This window comes from Leptolyngbya sp. AN10 (genome assembly GCF_050565645.1).
In the GTDB taxonomy this organism is placed as follows: Bacteria; Cyanobacteriota; Cyanobacteriia; order Leptolyngbyales; family Leptolyngbyaceae; genus Leptolyngbya.
On sequence record NZ_JBNXVP010000015.1, the window covers coordinates 59,367 to 75,398 of the forward strand.

Consider the following 16,032-nt stretch of genomic DNA (forward strand, 5'->3'; position numbering starts at 1 on the left):
CTGACTTGCCAGAACCTATGAGCGACACTATCCTGAACGTCCGTAACCTTCAAGTTCAATTTAAGACCGATGAACGAGTGGTGAAAGCGGTTGACAGTATTTCGTTTCAAGTGCAACGTGGACGAACGCTCGGCATTGTGGGCGAATCAGGGTCAGGGAAATCGGTGACATCGCTGGCAGTCATGCGATTGATTCCAAATCCACCAGGACGAGTGACGGGCGGAGAGATTTGGTTTCAGTCCGAAGACGATCAAGAGCCTGTGGATCTTCTCACCCTGCCTGAAAAGCAAATGCAGGCATATCGGGGCGAAAAGATTTCGATGATTTTCCAAGAGCCAATGAGTTCGCTCAATCCGGTGTATACCTGCGGATTTCAGCTAGTAGAAGCCATTCGGCAACACCAAGAGATTTCACAATCCGAGGCGCGTCGTCGGGCGGCTTCGTTGCTGCAAGAAGTTCGAGTATTGCCATCAGATGAAGAACTGAAAGGGCTTATCCTCGAAGAGCGTGAGAAGCAACCGAGCCAAGCTGAACTCGATCAAGAAATTAATCGACGCAAAACCGCAATGCTCGATCGATATCCTCACGAGCTATCGGGCGGACAGTTGCAGCGGATCATGATTGCAATGGCGATCGCGTGTAATCCAACGTTGCTAATTGCAGACGAACCGACTACCGCGCTGGATGTGACGGTACAAGCGACGATTTTGGATCTGCTGCGGGAATTGCGCGATCGGCGTGGCATGGCGATGATGTTCATTACTCACGATCTCGGTTTGATTGCAGAAATCGCGGATGATGTCGCGGTGATGTATGAAGGCAAGATCGTTGAATATGGCTCGGTTTTAGACATTTTTGCAAATCCGAAGCATCCCTATACGAAAGGGTTGCTCACTTGCCGCCCGCAGCCCGATCGACGATTACGATTTTTGCCAACAGTTTCGGATTTCATGGAAGTCTCGATGCTGCCGACTGGAGAGAAACTAATTCAAGCAAAACGTCGGGATGTCGATACGGCACTGGCGGAAGCAGAAGAAATCAGCGAAACAGAATTTGCTCAACGCTTAAAAACGCTTCAACAGAAAGAGCCATTAGTTTCGGTTCAGAATTTGCAAGTCGCATTCCCGATTCGAGGGGTGTTTGGTCAGACCAAGCGCTACACGATGGCGGTGAATGATGTTTCGTTCGATGTGTATCCGGGTGAAACGCTTGGGTTGGTGGGCGAATCGGGTTGTGGTAAATCGACTTTGGCGCGGACGTTACTTCGATTGATCGAGCCGAAACAAGGAAAGATCTTCTTTGAAAACGAGGACATTCTAAAGCTCTCGAAAGGTCGGATTCGACAACTACGGCGGGATGCTCAGATTATTTTCCAGAATCCTTACAGTTCACTCGATCCGAGAATGAACATTGGCGATGCGGTGATGGAACCTCTGCTGATTTATGGACGAGGCAACCGTAAGGAATTCAAGCAACGAGTTGAATATCTCTTGCAGCGGGTGGGACTTGATCCGAAATGGATGAATCGCTATCCGCATGAATTTTCTGGAGGACAGCGGCAGCGGGTTTGTATTGCTCGATCGCTTGCCCTCAATCCCAAATTCATTATCTGCGACGAGTCGGTTTCTGCACTCGATGTCTCAGTTCAAGCTCAGGTGTTAAATCTACTGAAGGAATTGCAGTCTGAGTTTGGCTTAACTTACGTTTTCATCTCGCACGATTTGAGCGTCGTGAAATTCATGAGCGATCGCATTATCGTGATGAATCGCGGCAAAATCGAAGAAATTGGCACGTCTGACACCATCTACCGCAAACCGAAAACACTGTACACTCGTCAGCTAATTTCAGCGATTCCGATCGGATCACTCGATCGAATTCGAGAGCGCCAGCAACAGAGATCGGCTTAACCGTTCAAAATGCGATCGACCGAAATCAGAATTTCTGGAAAAGCCACGGGCGCGATCGTTCCCGTGGTTAGCACCATTTCTGAATAGTAATCGCCATTTTGCGGATCACGAAACACAATTAATTCTAACTTTTTCAGATTGATGATCCAGTATTCGCGAATTCCAGCTTCAGCATAGATTCTGCGTTTAATTTCAAGATCTTTACTGAGGCTGGAATTGGAATACTCAATCACCCAAAAAATGTTCTCAGGATACGGATGGTGATTGAGATACTCTCGTCCAAGGTCTTGAACAATTGCTAAATCCGGTTCCGGTTCTGATTGGTTTGATAGAGTGATTGGTTTCGCGCTACGAACATCTGCTAAACCATCTAGGAGTTTTAGCAAATACTTAAACGCTTCATTGGAGCCAAACGCATGAGGTTCTCCTTCTGGCGGCATTTCGACAATTTCTCCTCGCAACAATTCCACATGGCGATCGTCTAAAATCCCCGCCTCGATCATCTGATGATATTCATCCAGTGTCCATTTCGCGATCGACACACTCATGACTCACTCCTCATCTAAAGGCAACCCACGTTTCACCTTACCTTTACCAAAAAAGCGACCAAATTGCAGTTCGTACACTTCGTCTTCGTCCTGCGTTTCGACTTCGATATCTGATTTTGCATAGCTCACACATAGAAGTGCGTAGCCTTGCTGCTTCAATTCTGGTGACAATCCCACTGCTTCCGGTTGTTCTAAATGTCCTGATAAAACTCGCACAGCACAGGTTGTACAAGCCCCATTTCGGCAGGAGAAAGGGAGTTCAACTCCTTGAGTTTCGCCAGATTGAAGAATATAGCGATCGCTCGGTACTTGGAAGGTATAAAACTTGTCTTTTTGACGATGATAAACTCGAACGGTATGAAACTCAGTCATGATACTGTTTTGAATCTTCTCTATTCACTGTAGAACTTTTTGCAATCACATTTCAGGCTACATAGTTGTAGACAGGAATTTGAGTGAAATAATCAGGTTCTTGTCCAGTTAAGATGATTTGCTGCAAACGCTCCACAGTTGAAGGCGCAAAGAATTGTTCTCCTGTCTCTTCATTGACACGAGCAGGAACATTTTGAATCATAAAGACTTGCCCATTCACATGAAGTGTATAAGTCACCTGTTTCTCAACTAGAATTTCTTGCGGATTAATCATCGCGGGAGTTCCTCTGGGTGAAATCGTCATTCCATTGATCGGAATCAGGCTCGTACACAGTGATAATTTTAATCAATGCACGAGATGGATAGCTACACTGAATGTGAATCGGGCGGCAGTTTTGAGTCAGACCACTGATAAGACAGCTTGGACCGTATTTATCGTTCGGGTAGTCTTCGATGATTTGTCCATTCACGATCGCTTCTCTAATTTCTTGCACTTGAATTCGCCGCACGATCAATTGATCGGTGGCATGTTTAGAGAATTCAAATTGCTCAACAGCAAACTTTTGACGAATTGCTTCAATTAATGGCGGCATTTAATTTGCTTTCTCAATCACCGATTTGGGATTCGCTCGATCGCGATTCGCCGCTAGTTCAGCCGGAACCGTTGGAACTTTACCCCACTGATTTGCAAGCTGAGTCACCAATCCCTCCTGTCCTGCTCGAAATCCTTCTAGGTTCGCGCCGCCTCCGTTCATGATCACAAACCAAACAATTCCTTTTTGGCGAGTCGGTAATGCTCCTGCTAATGCACTCACTTCGTTCAAGCTGCCAGATTTTGTGACCAGTCCAGTAGGCAGCCTCCGCCCTTCGAGAATGCCTTCATCCGTTCCTACGATCGCGAAAATATCTCCGATCGTCATATTGGAAGGTTTAAGCAATTGATTGAGTGCTAAAAACATCGAACAGACAGCGCGTGGAGAAATTCGATTCTCGACTGCTAATCCCGATCCATTGACTAAAACCACCTCGTTTTGCGGAACTCCTGCGGCTTGTGCAGCTTTAAGGGAAACCACTTTCGCACCTCCGATCGAGCTTGCCACAATTTCTGACATGGCATTGTTGCTAAAGCGATTCATTTTCTTCAGCAATTCTGGCAGCGGTAACGATTGATGTCGTGCGATCGTCTTAAAGCTGGGCGGATTTGAAGCGACTTTGACTGAACCTGCGATCGCAATCTGCGGCTTCGGAGTTCCAGCGGGTAGCGTCTCATATTGTGCGATCGCTTCACTTGACCACGTTCTCGCGTTCAAGCCTTGTTTGAGCAATGTGCCAGACTTGCCGAGATCGGTCTCAAAGTTCATAAAGAAGCGACCTGTGACGATTAAATCACCTGTTACCTGTTTGATGCCTTGCTGTGAGAGTGCATTTCCAAGCGCGATCGCTTCTTCCCAAACAAAAAAGGGATCGTCGCCACCTTGAACAATCAGATTACCTTTTACGATCCCGTTTTCGATCGTGCCATCGGTTCCAATCACGGTTTGAAATCGATGATCGACTCCGTAAGTTTGGAGTGCCGCGAGTGAGGTGGCAACTTTTGTCAGAGATGCCGCAGAAAGAGGAGTCGTACCTTGATGATTCGCTAAAAGCTGATCGCTGGTCTGAATCCAGATCCCTTGTGCGGATTGGGGATAGCCGATTTTTGAAAGATATTGTTGAACGATCGCGCTTGTGTTCGCATCTGGAGTGGTGGGCGCGATCGCTAACGGAGCCGAAGGTAGAGTCGGAGGAATGACGAGATTGCGGGCTGCTTCTGACTTTGGACTTTCAGCGATCGGCTCTTTTGCCGCTTCAGGAGTCGAACAGCCGACCATTAGCAGCAAACTCACAAACAAGGCAGAAGCAGAGTAACGCATAGAACATTTGAACGAAGAATCGGAATTCAGCTTAACTTATTTTGGAAAATACAGAGTTCGCGATCGGCATTCTGAGAGGGTGTTTTAAAGGTAATCGTTGATTGCCCATCCGTCCGTTTCCAACGGACTAGAGCATCGCGACGAGTGGCTTTCAACCCGTTTGAACGGGTTTCGCCCCGATAGACCGTGATTTGCAATCACGTGCGGATGCAATCGCAGCGATGGGTCTCTCAATCCCTTTAAAACATCCTGTAAGAACATTCATAATTGAGTGCTGAATTGCAATTAATAATTTTTATTTTTCATAGTATTCATTGATACTTTATAGATCTGTGAACGTTGTATTTTCTCGCTTAAATATAATCATTCAAACGCTTTAATTCTTAAGAAAATTTAAGCGGAACTTGAACCATAAATCTTGTTCATTCGACTCCAATAGATCTGCCTACAAAGAAACACGCAGATTTATACCAAATTCTAAAACGCGCCAAAAATAATGCAGTGAAGCCTTGCAGATCGACTGTTTATTCCTATAAACATGCTTCACACAAACTGCATCATTACTTTAAAGAAGCTTGTTACATTTTATCCGAATTCTAAGTGTGATCACTGAGATAAGAAACAGTACAGTATTGTATTTTGATTTCGACCGCAGCACGCGCTCACCAGTGAACTACAAATTGCTCTATTTCTTCTCTCGAAACTCGCTCGTTTTTCCCAGTTCTTTTCCCTGAATTGATGTTGAGGAATTCTGCTGAGCTTCTACGACTCGACATCAAAGACTGCTGCCCAAATTTTTAAGAGATTGCCCCCAATTTCTCAACTGCCTAACCTTTAGATACTGTAAAAAAATGACCCTGATTCAATTGGTTAACGCTACCTGTGGTCTGAGTTTGTGCTTCGGAATTCATTTCGCTTCGATTTCTCCCGTTCATGCCCAAATTGAGCCACCGCCCAGTTCCGGTGCTCCGAGTGGAACCGTTGGTGGCGGATCGCGATCGTAATTTCAAATCTCCTCAGTAGACAATAGAATCACACTGCCCTAAAGTTTTTAACAGGTTGGAATCACAACAGTTTTCAGGCTAGGGAGTAGTTGAAACCAGTGCGGCAGTGGGTAGGGGTTGGAATCAGCGCGATCGCCGTTGCAACAGCCGTGATCGGATTGCAAGTTTCGGGTGCATTCCAACCGTTGGAACTGATGGCACTCGACCAATGGTTTCGGGCACGTCCACCGGAAACCGTCGATTCTCGAATTGTGATTGTGACGATCGATGAGTCTGATTTCAATGAGGTTGGACGCTATCCGATTCCAGATGCTCAATTGGCATCGCTATTGTCAAAGATTCGGCAGCAAAAACCGCGTGTGATTGGCATGGATATCTATCGCAATCTTCCGGTAGAACCCGGACACGATGCGCTTCGGACTATCTATCAGCAAACTCCCAATCTCATCGGGGTCGAGAAAACGTTGAGCGGTGCAAACATGCCCTCGGTTGATCCGCCGCCAATTTTGCGGGAGCAGGGTCAGATTGCCGCGAGTGATCTGGTACTGGATGCGGATGGGAAAGTGCGTCGCAATCTTTTATCGTTGCGGGTCGGTCCAATTTGGGGCAAACAAAGTCGCACGATCGAGACTTTGGGAACTCGCTTGGCATTGGAGTATCTCAAGGCTCAGGGAATCAAGCCAAATCCTCTTGAGAATGGAGTGATTCAGCTTGGCAAAGCACGATTGGAGCCTTTGCAACCGAATGCGGGAGGATATGTTCGTGCGGACATTGGTGGGTTTCAACTGCTGGCGAATTTTCGCAATTTGCAGCAGCAATTTACATCGGTGAGTTTTAGCGATGTGTTGAACGATCGAGTGACTGCCCAATTGATGCAGGATCGGATTGTTTTGATCGGTTCGGTGGCGGAGAGTTTGAACGATCGCTTTTTCACGCCGTATACGAATTCGGCAAAGTTGACTTCGGCTGGCGTGGAAGTACATGCGGATTTTACCAGTCAGTTGCTTAGCGCAGCTTTAAACGGCAGACCAATTTTACGGGGCGTTCCAGAATGGATTGAAACGATTTGGGGCTGGATGTGGTTGGGGATCGGAATCGTGTTGGGAACGCGATTTCGTGCACCGCATCGTACTCTGGCTTGGATGATCGGAGTCACGATCGCAGGAATTTTCATTGCGTATGGGCTATTTCTATCCGGTTGGTGGATTACGATCGTGGCTCCGCTAATTGGAATGATGCTCGTCGCAGTGACAACGCGGGGATATTTGCTCTGGCGATCATTAATACGATCGCATGAGACGCTACAAGAATATGCAAAAACACTAGAGCAAAAAGTACAAGAGCGAACCCAAGCGTTAACAGAGCAGAACATTGAGTTAAATAGAGCAAAGCAAGAAGCAGAAAGCGCCGATCGAGCAAAAACGACGTTTCTGGCGAATGTGAATCATGAGTTGAGAACGCCGCTTTCAATCATTCTCAGTAGCAGTGAATTGATGAGCTACGACAAGACGCTTTCATCGAAACAGAAAGAGCGTCTATCGGTGATTAATCAAAGCGTAGAACATCTGCTCGATCTGATTAATGAAGTCTTAGAGTTAGCCAAGCTTGAAGCTAAGGCAGAAACGGCTGAAACGCAGCCAATGTCACTCAGACAGCTATTGTACAATCTATTGGAAATGTTCGAGCCGCAAGCGATCGAGAAACGTATCCAATTCGATTTAGACTGTGCTCCCGATCTACCAGACTGGATTCAAACCGATGAGCGTAAGATTCGACGAGTGTTGATGAATCTATTAACGAATGCGGTGAAATTTACACATCACGGGAGTATTACGCTACGAGTCTCTTCTTTAAGTGCAAGGTCGTTGCGATTTCAGGTAGAAGATACTGGAATTGGCATTGCAGAACATGAGATGGAATCATTGTTTAAAGCGTTCATGCAAACGGAGTCCGGACGACGATCGGGAAAAGGTTCAGGGTTAGGATTATCAATCAGCCAGCAATTGCTTCAACTGTTGGGGACAAAGCTTCAGGTGCAGAGTACTCCGAATGTGGGCACGACATTTTGGTTTGATTTGTCGATCGAGCCTGCAACTGCTCCGACTCCTGAAGCGAATTTGATGTATTAGAATTGCGCGATCGATTTCTGAATCATCCGCTCAATGCCGGGATCAAGCTGCATCTTTTGAAGTTGATCGAGTGAGAACCATTCTGCTCGATCGGCATCGGTCGCGGCATATAAGGGTTGAAATTCAGTCAGGCACAGATAGCGAAAATCGAAATGCAAATGGCTAGGATATTTCTTCGTGTCTGGAATGCGATGCACATCCAAATCAAGTAGCGTCGCTTGAGTGGGATCGAGTTTGATTCCCAGTTCTTCTTCGGCTTCTCTGAGCGAAACGGTGAGCAGATCAGGTTCTTCGGGTTCTGCATGTCCACCGGGTTGTAGCCAGCGATCGAGTGTTTTGTGATAGATCAAAGCAAATTGCTGTGTGTCTTTTGCCATCACCCAAGCACTTCCAGTCGCGTGTCCTGGCTCGAAGCAGAACGAATCCATTGGGTCAGCGCTTTGTTTGAAATGATCGAGAATTGTGGCTTTGTGAGCGGATTCGGTCGGGTCGATCGGGGAATGAAGCTCGATCGCTTGAATAATAGCTTGAGTCGAAGGTTTCATCTTTCAGAAAGACGTAATGGTTTTAAGCGCGATCGTCTTGCCGCGATGGATAAATTGTAAGTCGCGAGCGTGTAAATGTAAGCGTTCAGTCGAGGTTGGGTCGCCGTAAAGTCGGTCTCCTACGATCGCGGCTCCGAGTCCCTGGGCAGCATGAACTCTCAATTGGTGGGTTCTTCCTGTGATTGGATAGAACTCAATGCGCGTTGGTTCTAATGCTCGGAAGTTTGTAATGCAAGCCTTGCCACGTTGGTAATCGACTTTTTGTTTCGGTCGATCGTTTGGATCACTCCACAAAGGTAGATCGATCGTGCCTTCTGTTTGTGTGATTTCTTTGGATAATACTGCTTCGTAAGTTTTATATATTTTGCGTTGTTGAAACCGTTCACTTAACTGTTTATAAGTTTCTGTATCACGAGCAAGAATTAATAATCCAGATGTATCTTGATCTAATCGATGTACTGGGATTAATAGCTCAGAGAAGCGATCGAGAATACAATCTTGTCCGTATCGCCCTCGTGTTGAGAGCAATCCAGCAGGTTTATTCACCACAATGATCGAATCATCTTCGTACACAATCTCGATCGACGGTAATCCTGAGAGCAAAAATCCGAGAATCGGCTGACATCGCTCAATACAAGCTCCATAAAATTCGCCTTGAATCTTATCTCCAACCGATTCACCCCACCAAAATTCCGCCATTGCTAACGGTTTCAATCCATGAGTTGCTGCATGATGTAGAAGCTTTGGAGCACAGCATTCTCCAGTTCCAGTCGGCATTGATGTTAATAAACTGGAGAGCGATCGTGTTTCTCCTGCAAAGTTAGTAATGCGATAACTATCGTACATTTCTGACTGGAGTTGCTGAGAGAGTTGTTTGCGTTGTTGCTTCAGTTGTCGAATTTGTTCATCAGCTTGATCAATAATCTGCTTCAGAGGTTCGAGAGCATAATTGCGATCGCGTTTCAGATTTCGTTTTTCAATTCCATCCCGCTTACTTTGTTCATCAAGTTCAAACTGATTAAAATCTTGTCTTCGTTCTTGCCTCTTCAATTTTCGCTGTTTATGTATTTCTGATAATTGATTTAGCTTTTCATTGTATTCTTCAGATAGTTTTTGATACTGTTCCCGTTCAGGAATTTTATTGAGTTGAATGATTTGATTTTTTAGAGATTCCAGAAGTGTTAATGTAATTGATTCGTTTAATTGAACTCGATCGCGCCCCGGAATCGGTGAAACCCAACCTTCCACAACACTTTTACCATTCAACAATCCCGAAAATGCTTTAAGAATTTGTTGATTTCCTTGAGCCGTTTCTACCAGTAGAACACCGTACATTTTACCTTCGCGAGAATACCGCTCATCTGCGGCGAGTTCTTGCATTAAATCTTGTGCGATCGCTTCAACAAATTTCGTGCGGGGTAAGCCTAAAAGTTTCTGCGATCGAGGACAAATTCCCTCATACCAATACGTCGAACCCTGTTCAGCAATCTTTCTACACATTTATGCGATGATTACAAAATATTTATGCCAGAATTGAGGAACGACCCATTTTTCCAACGAACGCTCAAGCCATAACCTGTCTGATTGTTTGCCAATGGTTATCCAACGGTTACCGTGATATCCATCTATTTCGATTTAACCCGCAGTCTGGTTATGTTTTCATATTAGCGGGTGACGAAATGCAAATCCTTGTATATCCAAGTGGAACCTGGGGGTTTATTAATGAAGCCTAATTTTGAAGTAATGACAACTCGTGAACTGAAAGACTATGTACTGACACATCGGGAGGACTTAGATGCGATTGATGCACTGGTCAGTCGTCGTTCTCCGGATTCTGAAGCGATTTTGTTTGATCCGCCGAAGTCAGTCGAAGAAGTGCAACAGCAATTTGAACGCTATCAACAACTAATGAACGATCAAGAACAAAAGAACGATTAATAAAAAAGGGGCGAAAGCGCCCCTCCTGTAATCGACAGTTAAGTATCAATTAGTCATTCATTGCGCTGGTTGCTTTCTTCGCTTGTTTCGCTGTTTCTTTCGCTAACTTCTTCGCTTGCTTCTCAGCTTGTTTTTGAGCTTTCTTCGCTTCCTTGCTCAGTTTTTCAGGAGCTTTATCTGCGTTTTTCAAGCCCTTTTCGATTTGTTCTTCGATCGAGGTTGCGCTAGTGTTCGAGGGGCGCTTCATCGAATCAAATCCAGCGGTTCCTTGCACTTCATTCAATCCGCCGCCTTTGGTACGATCGCGGACTTCTTCTAAAGACTGCAAGCCACCTTTATCGATCGTTTCTCTTGCTGCACCTTCCCATTGTTTAGCAGCTTTGGTTGTAGAACCGCTGGGTTCGTTTGCCATCGGTTTATCTTTGACCACTGCTTGAGCCGAAGCGCTCGGAACAAAGGTCGAGAACAATAACACTGCACAGAGGCAGAAAGTCAATACATAGCGCAGTCCAGATAACAGAGATTTCATACAAATACCCTCCAAAGGTACAGAAATTTTTCTTAGGATTCTGCGAAATTAAATTCAACAGGATCGCATTTAATCTGCACCTATCTACTCAAAATTCTGCCTCGACAAACATCTGTAACCAGGGTGACTTTCGGTTTGATCAATCCCTGTCGGAGGGAGGAAGAGTTTGGGATTTTGTCATGTTTTGGAGAGGAAGTCGATCGTAGGAATCAAGGGGTCTTTAACCACACCGAATCCTTTGTAGCCCCATCGATCGAGTAACGGTTTCATTTGTGATTCAGTCACCAATTCACTGGTAAAGCGATCGCTCATTTCACCTGCAAATTTGTTCAGATATCCCATCGCATCGTATTGCTCTGAAAATAGGAGAACATAGCCATTTGCGGGCGATCGCGGTTGATCGTCATCTAGTCTCGGATAAGCTGCGAGATAGCTTCCGTCGATTCTCGATCGAATCAAATAGTAGGATTGGGAAAACATTAATTAATGTAAGTTCAATAAATTGTTTGTATGACAGCTTTTCTGGGAATCGCCCCCTAAATTCCCCATTCTGGGGGACTAAGAGCAGGAAAGATTTCTGGAATTCCAAAGCTTTATCTGCTTTCAAAGTCCCCCAAACTTGGGGGATTTAGGGGGCATTAGTCGATCGCAACGTAGCAAAATGCTCGATCAAATTCGCATTAATTTAGATCTTCCAGGCTAATCCGTGGATCAACGGCTTTCAATAATAGATCGGCAAGCAGGTTTCCTAAGATTAACATTACTGCACCCATCATCAGACTTGCCATGATCAAGTAAAGATCCTGTGCTGTAACTGCTTGAAGAATCAATCGTCCCAATCCAGGCAAGTTAAAGAAATTTTCCGTAATGAATGCGCCACCCAATAAGCTGGCAAACTCAAAACCTAACAAAGTAATTAACGGGTTGATAGCATTTCTCAACGCATGAACATAAATCACGCGATTTTCAGGAAGTCCTTTCGCACGAGCCGTTTGAACATAGTCTTGGCGTAGGACATCCAACAACTGTCCGCGCATAATTCGCTGTAATCCAGCAAAACCCGCGATCGCTAATGCCAATGTCGGTAGAATCAAGTGCCACGCCACATCAAGAACTTTCCCCCACGGCGTTAAATCGGCAAAATCAATGCTCGTCAAATCTCCCACCGGAAACAAGGGCGAAGTATTCTGAGCAAAGATTAACAATAACAACGCAGTAATAAAGCTCGGAAAACCTTGTCCGGTGTAGCTCAAAACTTGCAACACTCGATCGACCCATTTCTGCTGTTTAATTGCCGCTAACACACCAAGTGGAATGGCTACACCCCAAGTCACAATCAGCGAAGTCGTGGCTAGTAGCAAAGTCGGAGGGACACGCTCCCAAAGCAATGAAACCACCGATCGGTTATACACAAAGCTCGTTCCAAAATCGCCGCGTGTGACGATGTTCCACAACCATAAGAAGAATTGCTCAATCCAAGACTTATCTAAGCCGTACTGCTGTCGGAGTTGATCGATACGCTCTGGGGAAATTCGAGGATTTTCGCGCAGGGTATCGAGATAGTCTCCGGGAGCGAGTTGAATGATGAAAAAGCTCAAAGCGGCAGCAAGAAAAAGAGTAAATAATGCTTGCAACAATCGCTTTACAACATAGATCGTTGTATCACTCAGGAGGATCTCAACAAATCGATCCCAGCCTAATCTAAATCTTGGTGTGGAGGTGGTCATAGGAAGTTTCGCGATCGAGGTTTAGTGATTATAGCGTTTAGTATTCAGCCAGTGTGATGATCGGGACTTGGGGAAGTCGATCGCGTCCTTTGAGGTCTTTCAGTTCGATCACAAAGGCACATCCGACGAGTTCACAGCCAATTTTTTCTACGAGTTGTGCGGTCGCGCCTGCGGTTCCCCCAGTGGCGATTAAATCATCGACAATCAAAATTCGGCTTCCAGGCTGAACGGCATCTTGGTGCATTTCTAAACAGTCTGTGCCGTACTCTAATTCATATTCGATCGAATGCACCGCAGCAGGCAATTTCCCAGGTTTGCGAACTGGGATGAATCCAATTCCCATTCGGTAAGCTAAAGGCGCACCAATAATAAAGCCGCGTGATTCCATGCCGACAATAAAATCCGGTTTGAGATCTGAACATTTCTCGTCGAGCAGATCGATCATGCCTTTTAATCCAATCGGATTTTGTAACAGCGTTGTGATGTCTTTGAACTGAATTCCGGGTTTGGGAAAATCAGGAATTTCGCGAATAAAGGGTCTGAGATCCATAGTGTTTCAAAGGCAAACAGTACTGAAATGGGTTATCGCACAACTTCGATCAGTTGTCACTTAAAATGATTAAGTTGAGATACGCTTAAAAGCAATCGATCGCGCAATTTCATGACTCTCCAGGAACAGATTCAACAACAGCGAATCAGACACATTATCGATAGCTATCAATTAGATGGCGAGGATCATGAGCTTTGTGCTGCGTGTTTGACCGCAATGTTGCAACTGTATCCGACTGGATTGATCGAGTTAGCATTAGTTGAAACAATTGTGCAAAATTGGGCGCGAGTGCCGATGGTGAAAGGAGTTGAGTATTTCCGACAGGTGGAAACGCTTCTAACTCAATGGCAAACCGATGCAATTTCAGTGTCATTCGATCCGACTGAATTTCAGCTTGTGACCGGACTCGATGCAACTCCGATCTTTGGTTCATCAAATTCTACAAGCACGATCGCACAGCGCTAATCTACGTTACTCTTAGTTGAAGTTTTGTGAAGGTTGACCTGTGCTTGCTGCCATTCTTTACGACTTAGACGGAACGATCGCGGATACTGATCCGGTACATATCATTACTTGGTATGAGATTTTCCGCGAGTTTGGAATCGAGATTGATGAAACGATTTACAAACAGCGAATTAGCGGAAAAACGAATCCGCCAATTATTGCCGAATTTCTCCCAGAGTTGACTCCAGAAGAAGGAGCGGTTTTAAGCGATCGCAAAGAAGCTCGATTTCGCGAACTGGCTGAAGATCTCCAACCGACCGCGGGCTTACTAGACTTGATTGAGTGGGGCAAACAACATTCGCTGAAACAAGCCGTCGTCACGAATGCACCCCGCGAAAACGTTGACTTCATGTTGAAGGCTCTGAAACTCGATCGAGTCTTTGATCGAGTGATCATTGCAGGTGATTTAGGCGTTGCTAAACCCGATCCCGCTCCCTATCTTTACGCGCTTAAAGAATTTGGCATCGAACCGCAGCAAGCGATCGCATTCGAGGACTCGCTAACTGGAGTTCGATCGGCAGTCGCAGCGAAAATTCCAACGATCGGGATCACGTCTACTCAATCACCAGAAGCACTGTATGAATTGGGAGTGAAACTTACGATCGCGGACTTTACGGCTCCGGAGCTGTGGGCACTACTGAAATAGCCGTGTAGAAAATCCCCCAACTGTCTGCCACCACTTCCAGCCAGTCCAAATCAGGCGCAATTTCTTCCAGATCGACAAAGCCATCAAACAGCCCACCAATCTCGATTTCAGCTTCTAAGTTTGAAGATTGCATAAATTTAAGTCTCAGTAAGAACTCGGAAATCTTTACAACGTCTTTTTGCGGTAGAAGCTCTTCCTGTAAGAATACTGAGAAAAATCGGGTTGCGTCAATGTTTGCAGTCCGAAAAATTTACGATCGGAAATATAAACTCGTCTTGACTGCCCGTAGAATCATCGAAGAAATCAGTACCAAATTTCTAGACGATCGCTCAAAATAGAATCATGCTTTCAGTCCTTTTGATTCTCGCGATCGCGCTTCTTCCCTCGATCCTGGCATTTCTCCTCCGGCATCGTCTGGAAATCCAAGCCCAGGAGCGACTTCAAGCGGCAATGGCAGCCGCAGAACGGCGACAACTTCAAAATCTGCTCCGCCTTCCTCCGGATTATCATTACGTCGAAGGCATTGGCGCATTGATTGGCGATTTTACCTGTATTTACAATGCTCGATCGCCCTACATCCGTTGCGCTGTCAATCCTTCGGGTCCCTGTGAAACTTGTCGATCGTATGAGTCAAAATACTAGCCCGCTTCCCACGCCCCACAGTGGCTATCACTGGAATCGCATTCCTAGACGCTTTTTTGAGGGGTGGTACTACCGTGTAACGTTGCCAGAGGTGCGGCAAACGTTCGCGTTTATGTATTCCATTGAAGATCCCCAAGGGGGTCAGCCCACAAGCGGCGGAGTAGCTCAAATTTTAGGTGCAGACGATGAATATCTCTGTCGAACCTTTCCAGAGGTCGATCGCTTTTGGGCAGATTTGGATCAGCTTGCTCTCGGTCATTGGCGACAACCGGGAACCCCGAAATTATTAGATCCAAAATTATTCGATCGAACGATCAAAGAAGGCTATCAAGCGACGAATACCTGGCATCAGGGACGATTGAAAGAGCCGAACGGGAACTTTGCAGAATGGCAATACTCGATCGAGCCTGTGTATGGATGGGGCGATCGACAATCCACGGCTGGATTACTTTCGTCGCTGCAAATTTTTGAACCCGGTTGGCAGGTTCTAATGGCACACGGACATGCCACAGGTTATATCAACTGGAACGGGAAGAGATACAAATTCACCAATGCTCCCGCTTATGGTGAAAAGAACTGGGGTGGAGCATTTCCGAGTAAATGGTTTTGGCTCAATTGCAATGCTTTTGAGAATGAACCAGATTTTGCATTGACCGCAGGGGGAGGGAGACGTGGCGTTCTCTGGTGGATGGAATCAGTCGCGATGATTGGCATTCATTATCGCGGGCAATTTTACGAATTCGTACCCTGGAACGCTGAAGTGAATTGGGTAATTCGTCCTTGGGGTTACTGGCGAATGGATGCGCGAAATCAGCACTATCGCGTGACGGTGACAGGAACAACTGAGCTACCAGGAACGCCCCTTCGCGCACCGACGATCGACGGAATGCAGTTCGTCTGTCGCGACACGATGCAAGGTCATGTCACGGTGGAACTCTGGGATCGGGCTGAACGTCTGATCGTTCGAGCGACCAGCAATTTGTGCGGTTTAGAAACGGGTGGGGGTCCCTGGGACGAAACCTGGGCGGCTGGATGTGGATTAAATCTTTAAAGTGCGATCGCGCTAAAATTCCGGTCT

At 46.0% G+C, this 16,032-nt stretch carries 21 protein-coding genes; 9 read left to right on the forward strand and 12 right to left on the reverse strand.

What is annotated here, in order from left to right; genetic code table 11:
* The first annotated feature begins 17 nt into the window (after positions 1–17).
* A complete protein-coding gene (locus tag ACQ4M5_RS20945; protein ID WP_430677622.1) occupies positions 18–1,907 on the forward strand; it encodes an ABC transporter ATP-binding protein in 1,890 nt (629 codons plus the stop codon).
* On the opposite strand, the gene ACQ4M5_RS20950 is transcribed toward ACQ4M5_RS20945, so the two are convergent.
* Genes ACQ4M5_RS20950 through ACQ4M5_RS20970 form a run of 5 tightly spaced genes read right to left on the reverse strand, consistent with a single transcriptional unit; the run spans position 1,904 to position 4,740 of the window.
* Positions 1,904–2,455 (reverse strand): Uma2 family endonuclease, encoded by a 552-nt coding sequence (locus ACQ4M5_RS20950; protein ID WP_430677623.1) that lies wholly within the window; start codon positions 2,453–2,455, stop codon positions 1,904–1,906. The two genes, ACQ4M5_RS20945 and ACQ4M5_RS20950, sit on opposite strands and share 4 nt — an antisense overlap.
* A 3-nt stretch (positions 2,456–2,458) precedes the next feature.
* Complete coding sequence (locus tag ACQ4M5_RS20955; protein ID WP_430677624.1) at positions 2,459–2,827, reverse strand: 2Fe-2S iron-sulfur cluster-binding protein; 369 nt, start codon at positions 2,825–2,827, stop codon at positions 2,459–2,461.
* Between the two features lie 52 nt (positions 2,828–2,879).
* A complete protein-coding gene (locus ACQ4M5_RS20960) occupies positions 2,880–3,101 on the reverse strand; it encodes a hypothetical protein (protein WP_430677625.1) in 222 nt (73 codons plus the stop codon).
* Entirely contained in the window at positions 3,094–3,420 is a 327-nt protein-coding gene (locus tag ACQ4M5_RS20965) for a DUF4258 domain-containing protein (RefSeq protein ID WP_430677626.1), read from the reverse strand. The genes ACQ4M5_RS20960 and ACQ4M5_RS20965 overlap by 8 nt, the downstream gene beginning before the upstream one ends.
* A complete protein-coding gene (locus ACQ4M5_RS20970; protein ID WP_430677627.1) occupies positions 3,421–4,740 on the reverse strand; it encodes a D-alanyl-D-alanine carboxypeptidase in 1,320 nt (439 codons plus the stop codon).
* Between the two features lie 851 nt (positions 4,741–5,591).
* On the opposite strand from ACQ4M5_RS20970, the gene ACQ4M5_RS20975 reads away from it, so the two are divergent.
* Together ACQ4M5_RS20975 and ACQ4M5_RS20980 are read left to right on the forward strand one after the other, a co-directional pair.
* Positions 5,592–5,744, forward strand: a complete 153-nt coding sequence (locus ACQ4M5_RS20975; RefSeq protein WP_430677628.1) for a hypothetical protein — start codon at positions 5,592–5,594, stop codon at positions 5,742–5,744.
* Between the two features lie 98 nt (positions 5,745–5,842).
* Positions 5,843–7,873: a CHASE2 domain-containing protein gene (locus ACQ4M5_RS20980; RefSeq protein ID WP_430677629.1), complete on the forward strand. Its 2,031-nt coding sequence runs from the start codon at positions 5,843–5,845 to the stop codon at positions 7,871–7,873.
* On the opposite strand, the gene ACQ4M5_RS20985 is transcribed toward ACQ4M5_RS20980, so the two are convergent.
* Together ACQ4M5_RS20985 and ACQ4M5_RS20990 are read right to left on the reverse strand one after the other, a co-directional pair.
* Complete coding sequence (locus ACQ4M5_RS20985; RefSeq protein ID WP_430677630.1) at positions 7,870–8,418, reverse strand: NUDIX hydrolase; 549 nt, start codon at positions 8,416–8,418, stop codon at positions 7,870–7,872. The genes ACQ4M5_RS20980 and ACQ4M5_RS20985 overlap by 4 nt on opposite strands.
* Before the next feature lie 3 nt (positions 8,419–8,421).
* Positions 8,422–9,918: a pseudouridine synthase gene (locus tag ACQ4M5_RS20990; RefSeq protein ID WP_430677631.1), complete on the reverse strand. Its 1,497-nt coding sequence runs from the start codon at positions 9,916–9,918 to the stop codon at positions 8,422–8,424.
* Positions 9,919–9,965: 47 nt separating this feature from the next.
* Between ACQ4M5_RS20990 and ACQ4M5_RS20995 the strand changes: the two genes are divergently transcribed.
* Both ACQ4M5_RS20995 and ACQ4M5_RS21000 read left to right on the forward strand, forming a co-directional pair.
* A complete protein-coding gene (locus tag ACQ4M5_RS20995) occupies positions 9,966–10,151 on the forward strand; it encodes a DUF6888 family protein (protein ID WP_430677752.1) in 186 nt (61 codons plus the stop codon).
* The gene (locus ACQ4M5_RS21000) at positions 10,141–10,356 is read left to right on the forward strand and encodes a DUF6887 family protein (RefSeq protein ID WP_430677632.1); all 216 of its coding nucleotides are present in this window, start codon (positions 10,141–10,143) and stop codon (positions 10,354–10,356) included. The genes ACQ4M5_RS20995 and ACQ4M5_RS21000 overlap by 11 nt, the downstream gene beginning before the upstream one ends.
* A gap of 49 nt (positions 10,357–10,405) precedes the next feature.
* Here ACQ4M5_RS21000 and ACQ4M5_RS21005 read toward each other — a convergent pair whose 3' ends face one another.
* The 4 genes from ACQ4M5_RS21005 to ACQ4M5_RS21020 form a co-directional block, all read right to left on the reverse strand.
* Positions 10,406–10,885, reverse strand: a complete 480-nt coding sequence (locus ACQ4M5_RS21005; protein ID WP_430677633.1) for a hypothetical protein — start codon at positions 10,883–10,885, stop codon at positions 10,406–10,408.
* A 177-nt stretch (positions 10,886–11,062) separates the two neighbouring features.
* Positions 11,063–11,365 carry a hypothetical protein gene (locus ACQ4M5_RS21010; RefSeq protein ID WP_430677634.1) on the reverse strand — a complete coding sequence of 101 codons (303 nt, stop codon included), beginning with the start codon at positions 11,363–11,365 and terminating at the stop codon, positions 11,063–11,065.
* 200 nt (positions 11,366–11,565) lie between these two features.
* A complete protein-coding gene (locus ACQ4M5_RS21015) occupies positions 11,566–12,612 on the reverse strand; it encodes an ABC transporter permease (protein WP_430677635.1) in 1,047 nt (348 codons plus the stop codon).
* A 37-nt stretch (positions 12,613–12,649) separates the two neighbouring features.
* Positions 12,650–13,162 (reverse strand): adenine phosphoribosyltransferase, encoded by a 513-nt coding sequence (locus ACQ4M5_RS21020; protein WP_430677636.1) that lies wholly within the window; start codon positions 13,160–13,162, stop codon positions 12,650–12,652.
* A 111-nt stretch (positions 13,163–13,273) separates the two neighbouring features.
* Between ACQ4M5_RS21020 and ACQ4M5_RS21025 the strand changes: the two genes are divergently transcribed.
* Both ACQ4M5_RS21025 and ACQ4M5_RS21030 read left to right on the forward strand, forming a co-directional pair.
* Positions 13,274–13,627, forward strand: a complete 354-nt coding sequence (locus ACQ4M5_RS21025) for a hypothetical protein (RefSeq protein ID WP_430677637.1) — start codon at positions 13,274–13,276, stop codon at positions 13,625–13,627.
* Between the two features lie 40 nt (positions 13,628–13,667).
* Positions 13,668–14,312 (forward strand): HAD family hydrolase, encoded by a 645-nt coding sequence (locus tag ACQ4M5_RS21030; protein ID WP_430677638.1) that lies wholly within the window; start codon positions 13,668–13,670, stop codon positions 14,310–14,312.
* On the opposite strand, the gene ACQ4M5_RS21035 is transcribed toward ACQ4M5_RS21030, so the two are convergent.
* The gene (locus ACQ4M5_RS21035; RefSeq protein ID WP_430677639.1) at positions 14,278–14,445 is read right to left on the reverse strand and encodes a hypothetical protein; all 168 of its coding nucleotides are present in this window, start codon (positions 14,443–14,445) and stop codon (positions 14,278–14,280) included. The genes ACQ4M5_RS21030 and ACQ4M5_RS21035 overlap by 35 nt on opposite strands.
* A gap of 209 nt (positions 14,446–14,654) precedes the next feature.
* Between ACQ4M5_RS21035 and ACQ4M5_RS21040 the strand changes: the two genes are divergently transcribed.
* Positions 14,655–14,954, forward strand: coding sequence for a DUF6464 family protein (locus ACQ4M5_RS21040; protein ID WP_430677640.1), 300 nt, complete (start codon positions 14,655–14,657; stop codon positions 14,952–14,954).
* Positions 14,938–16,005, forward strand: a complete 1,068-nt coding sequence (locus ACQ4M5_RS21045; RefSeq protein WP_430677641.1) for a tocopherol cyclase family protein — start codon at positions 14,938–14,940, stop codon at positions 16,003–16,005. The genes ACQ4M5_RS21040 and ACQ4M5_RS21045 overlap by 17 nt, the downstream gene beginning before the upstream one ends.
* The last annotated feature ends 27 nt before the right edge of the window (positions 16,006–16,032 follow it).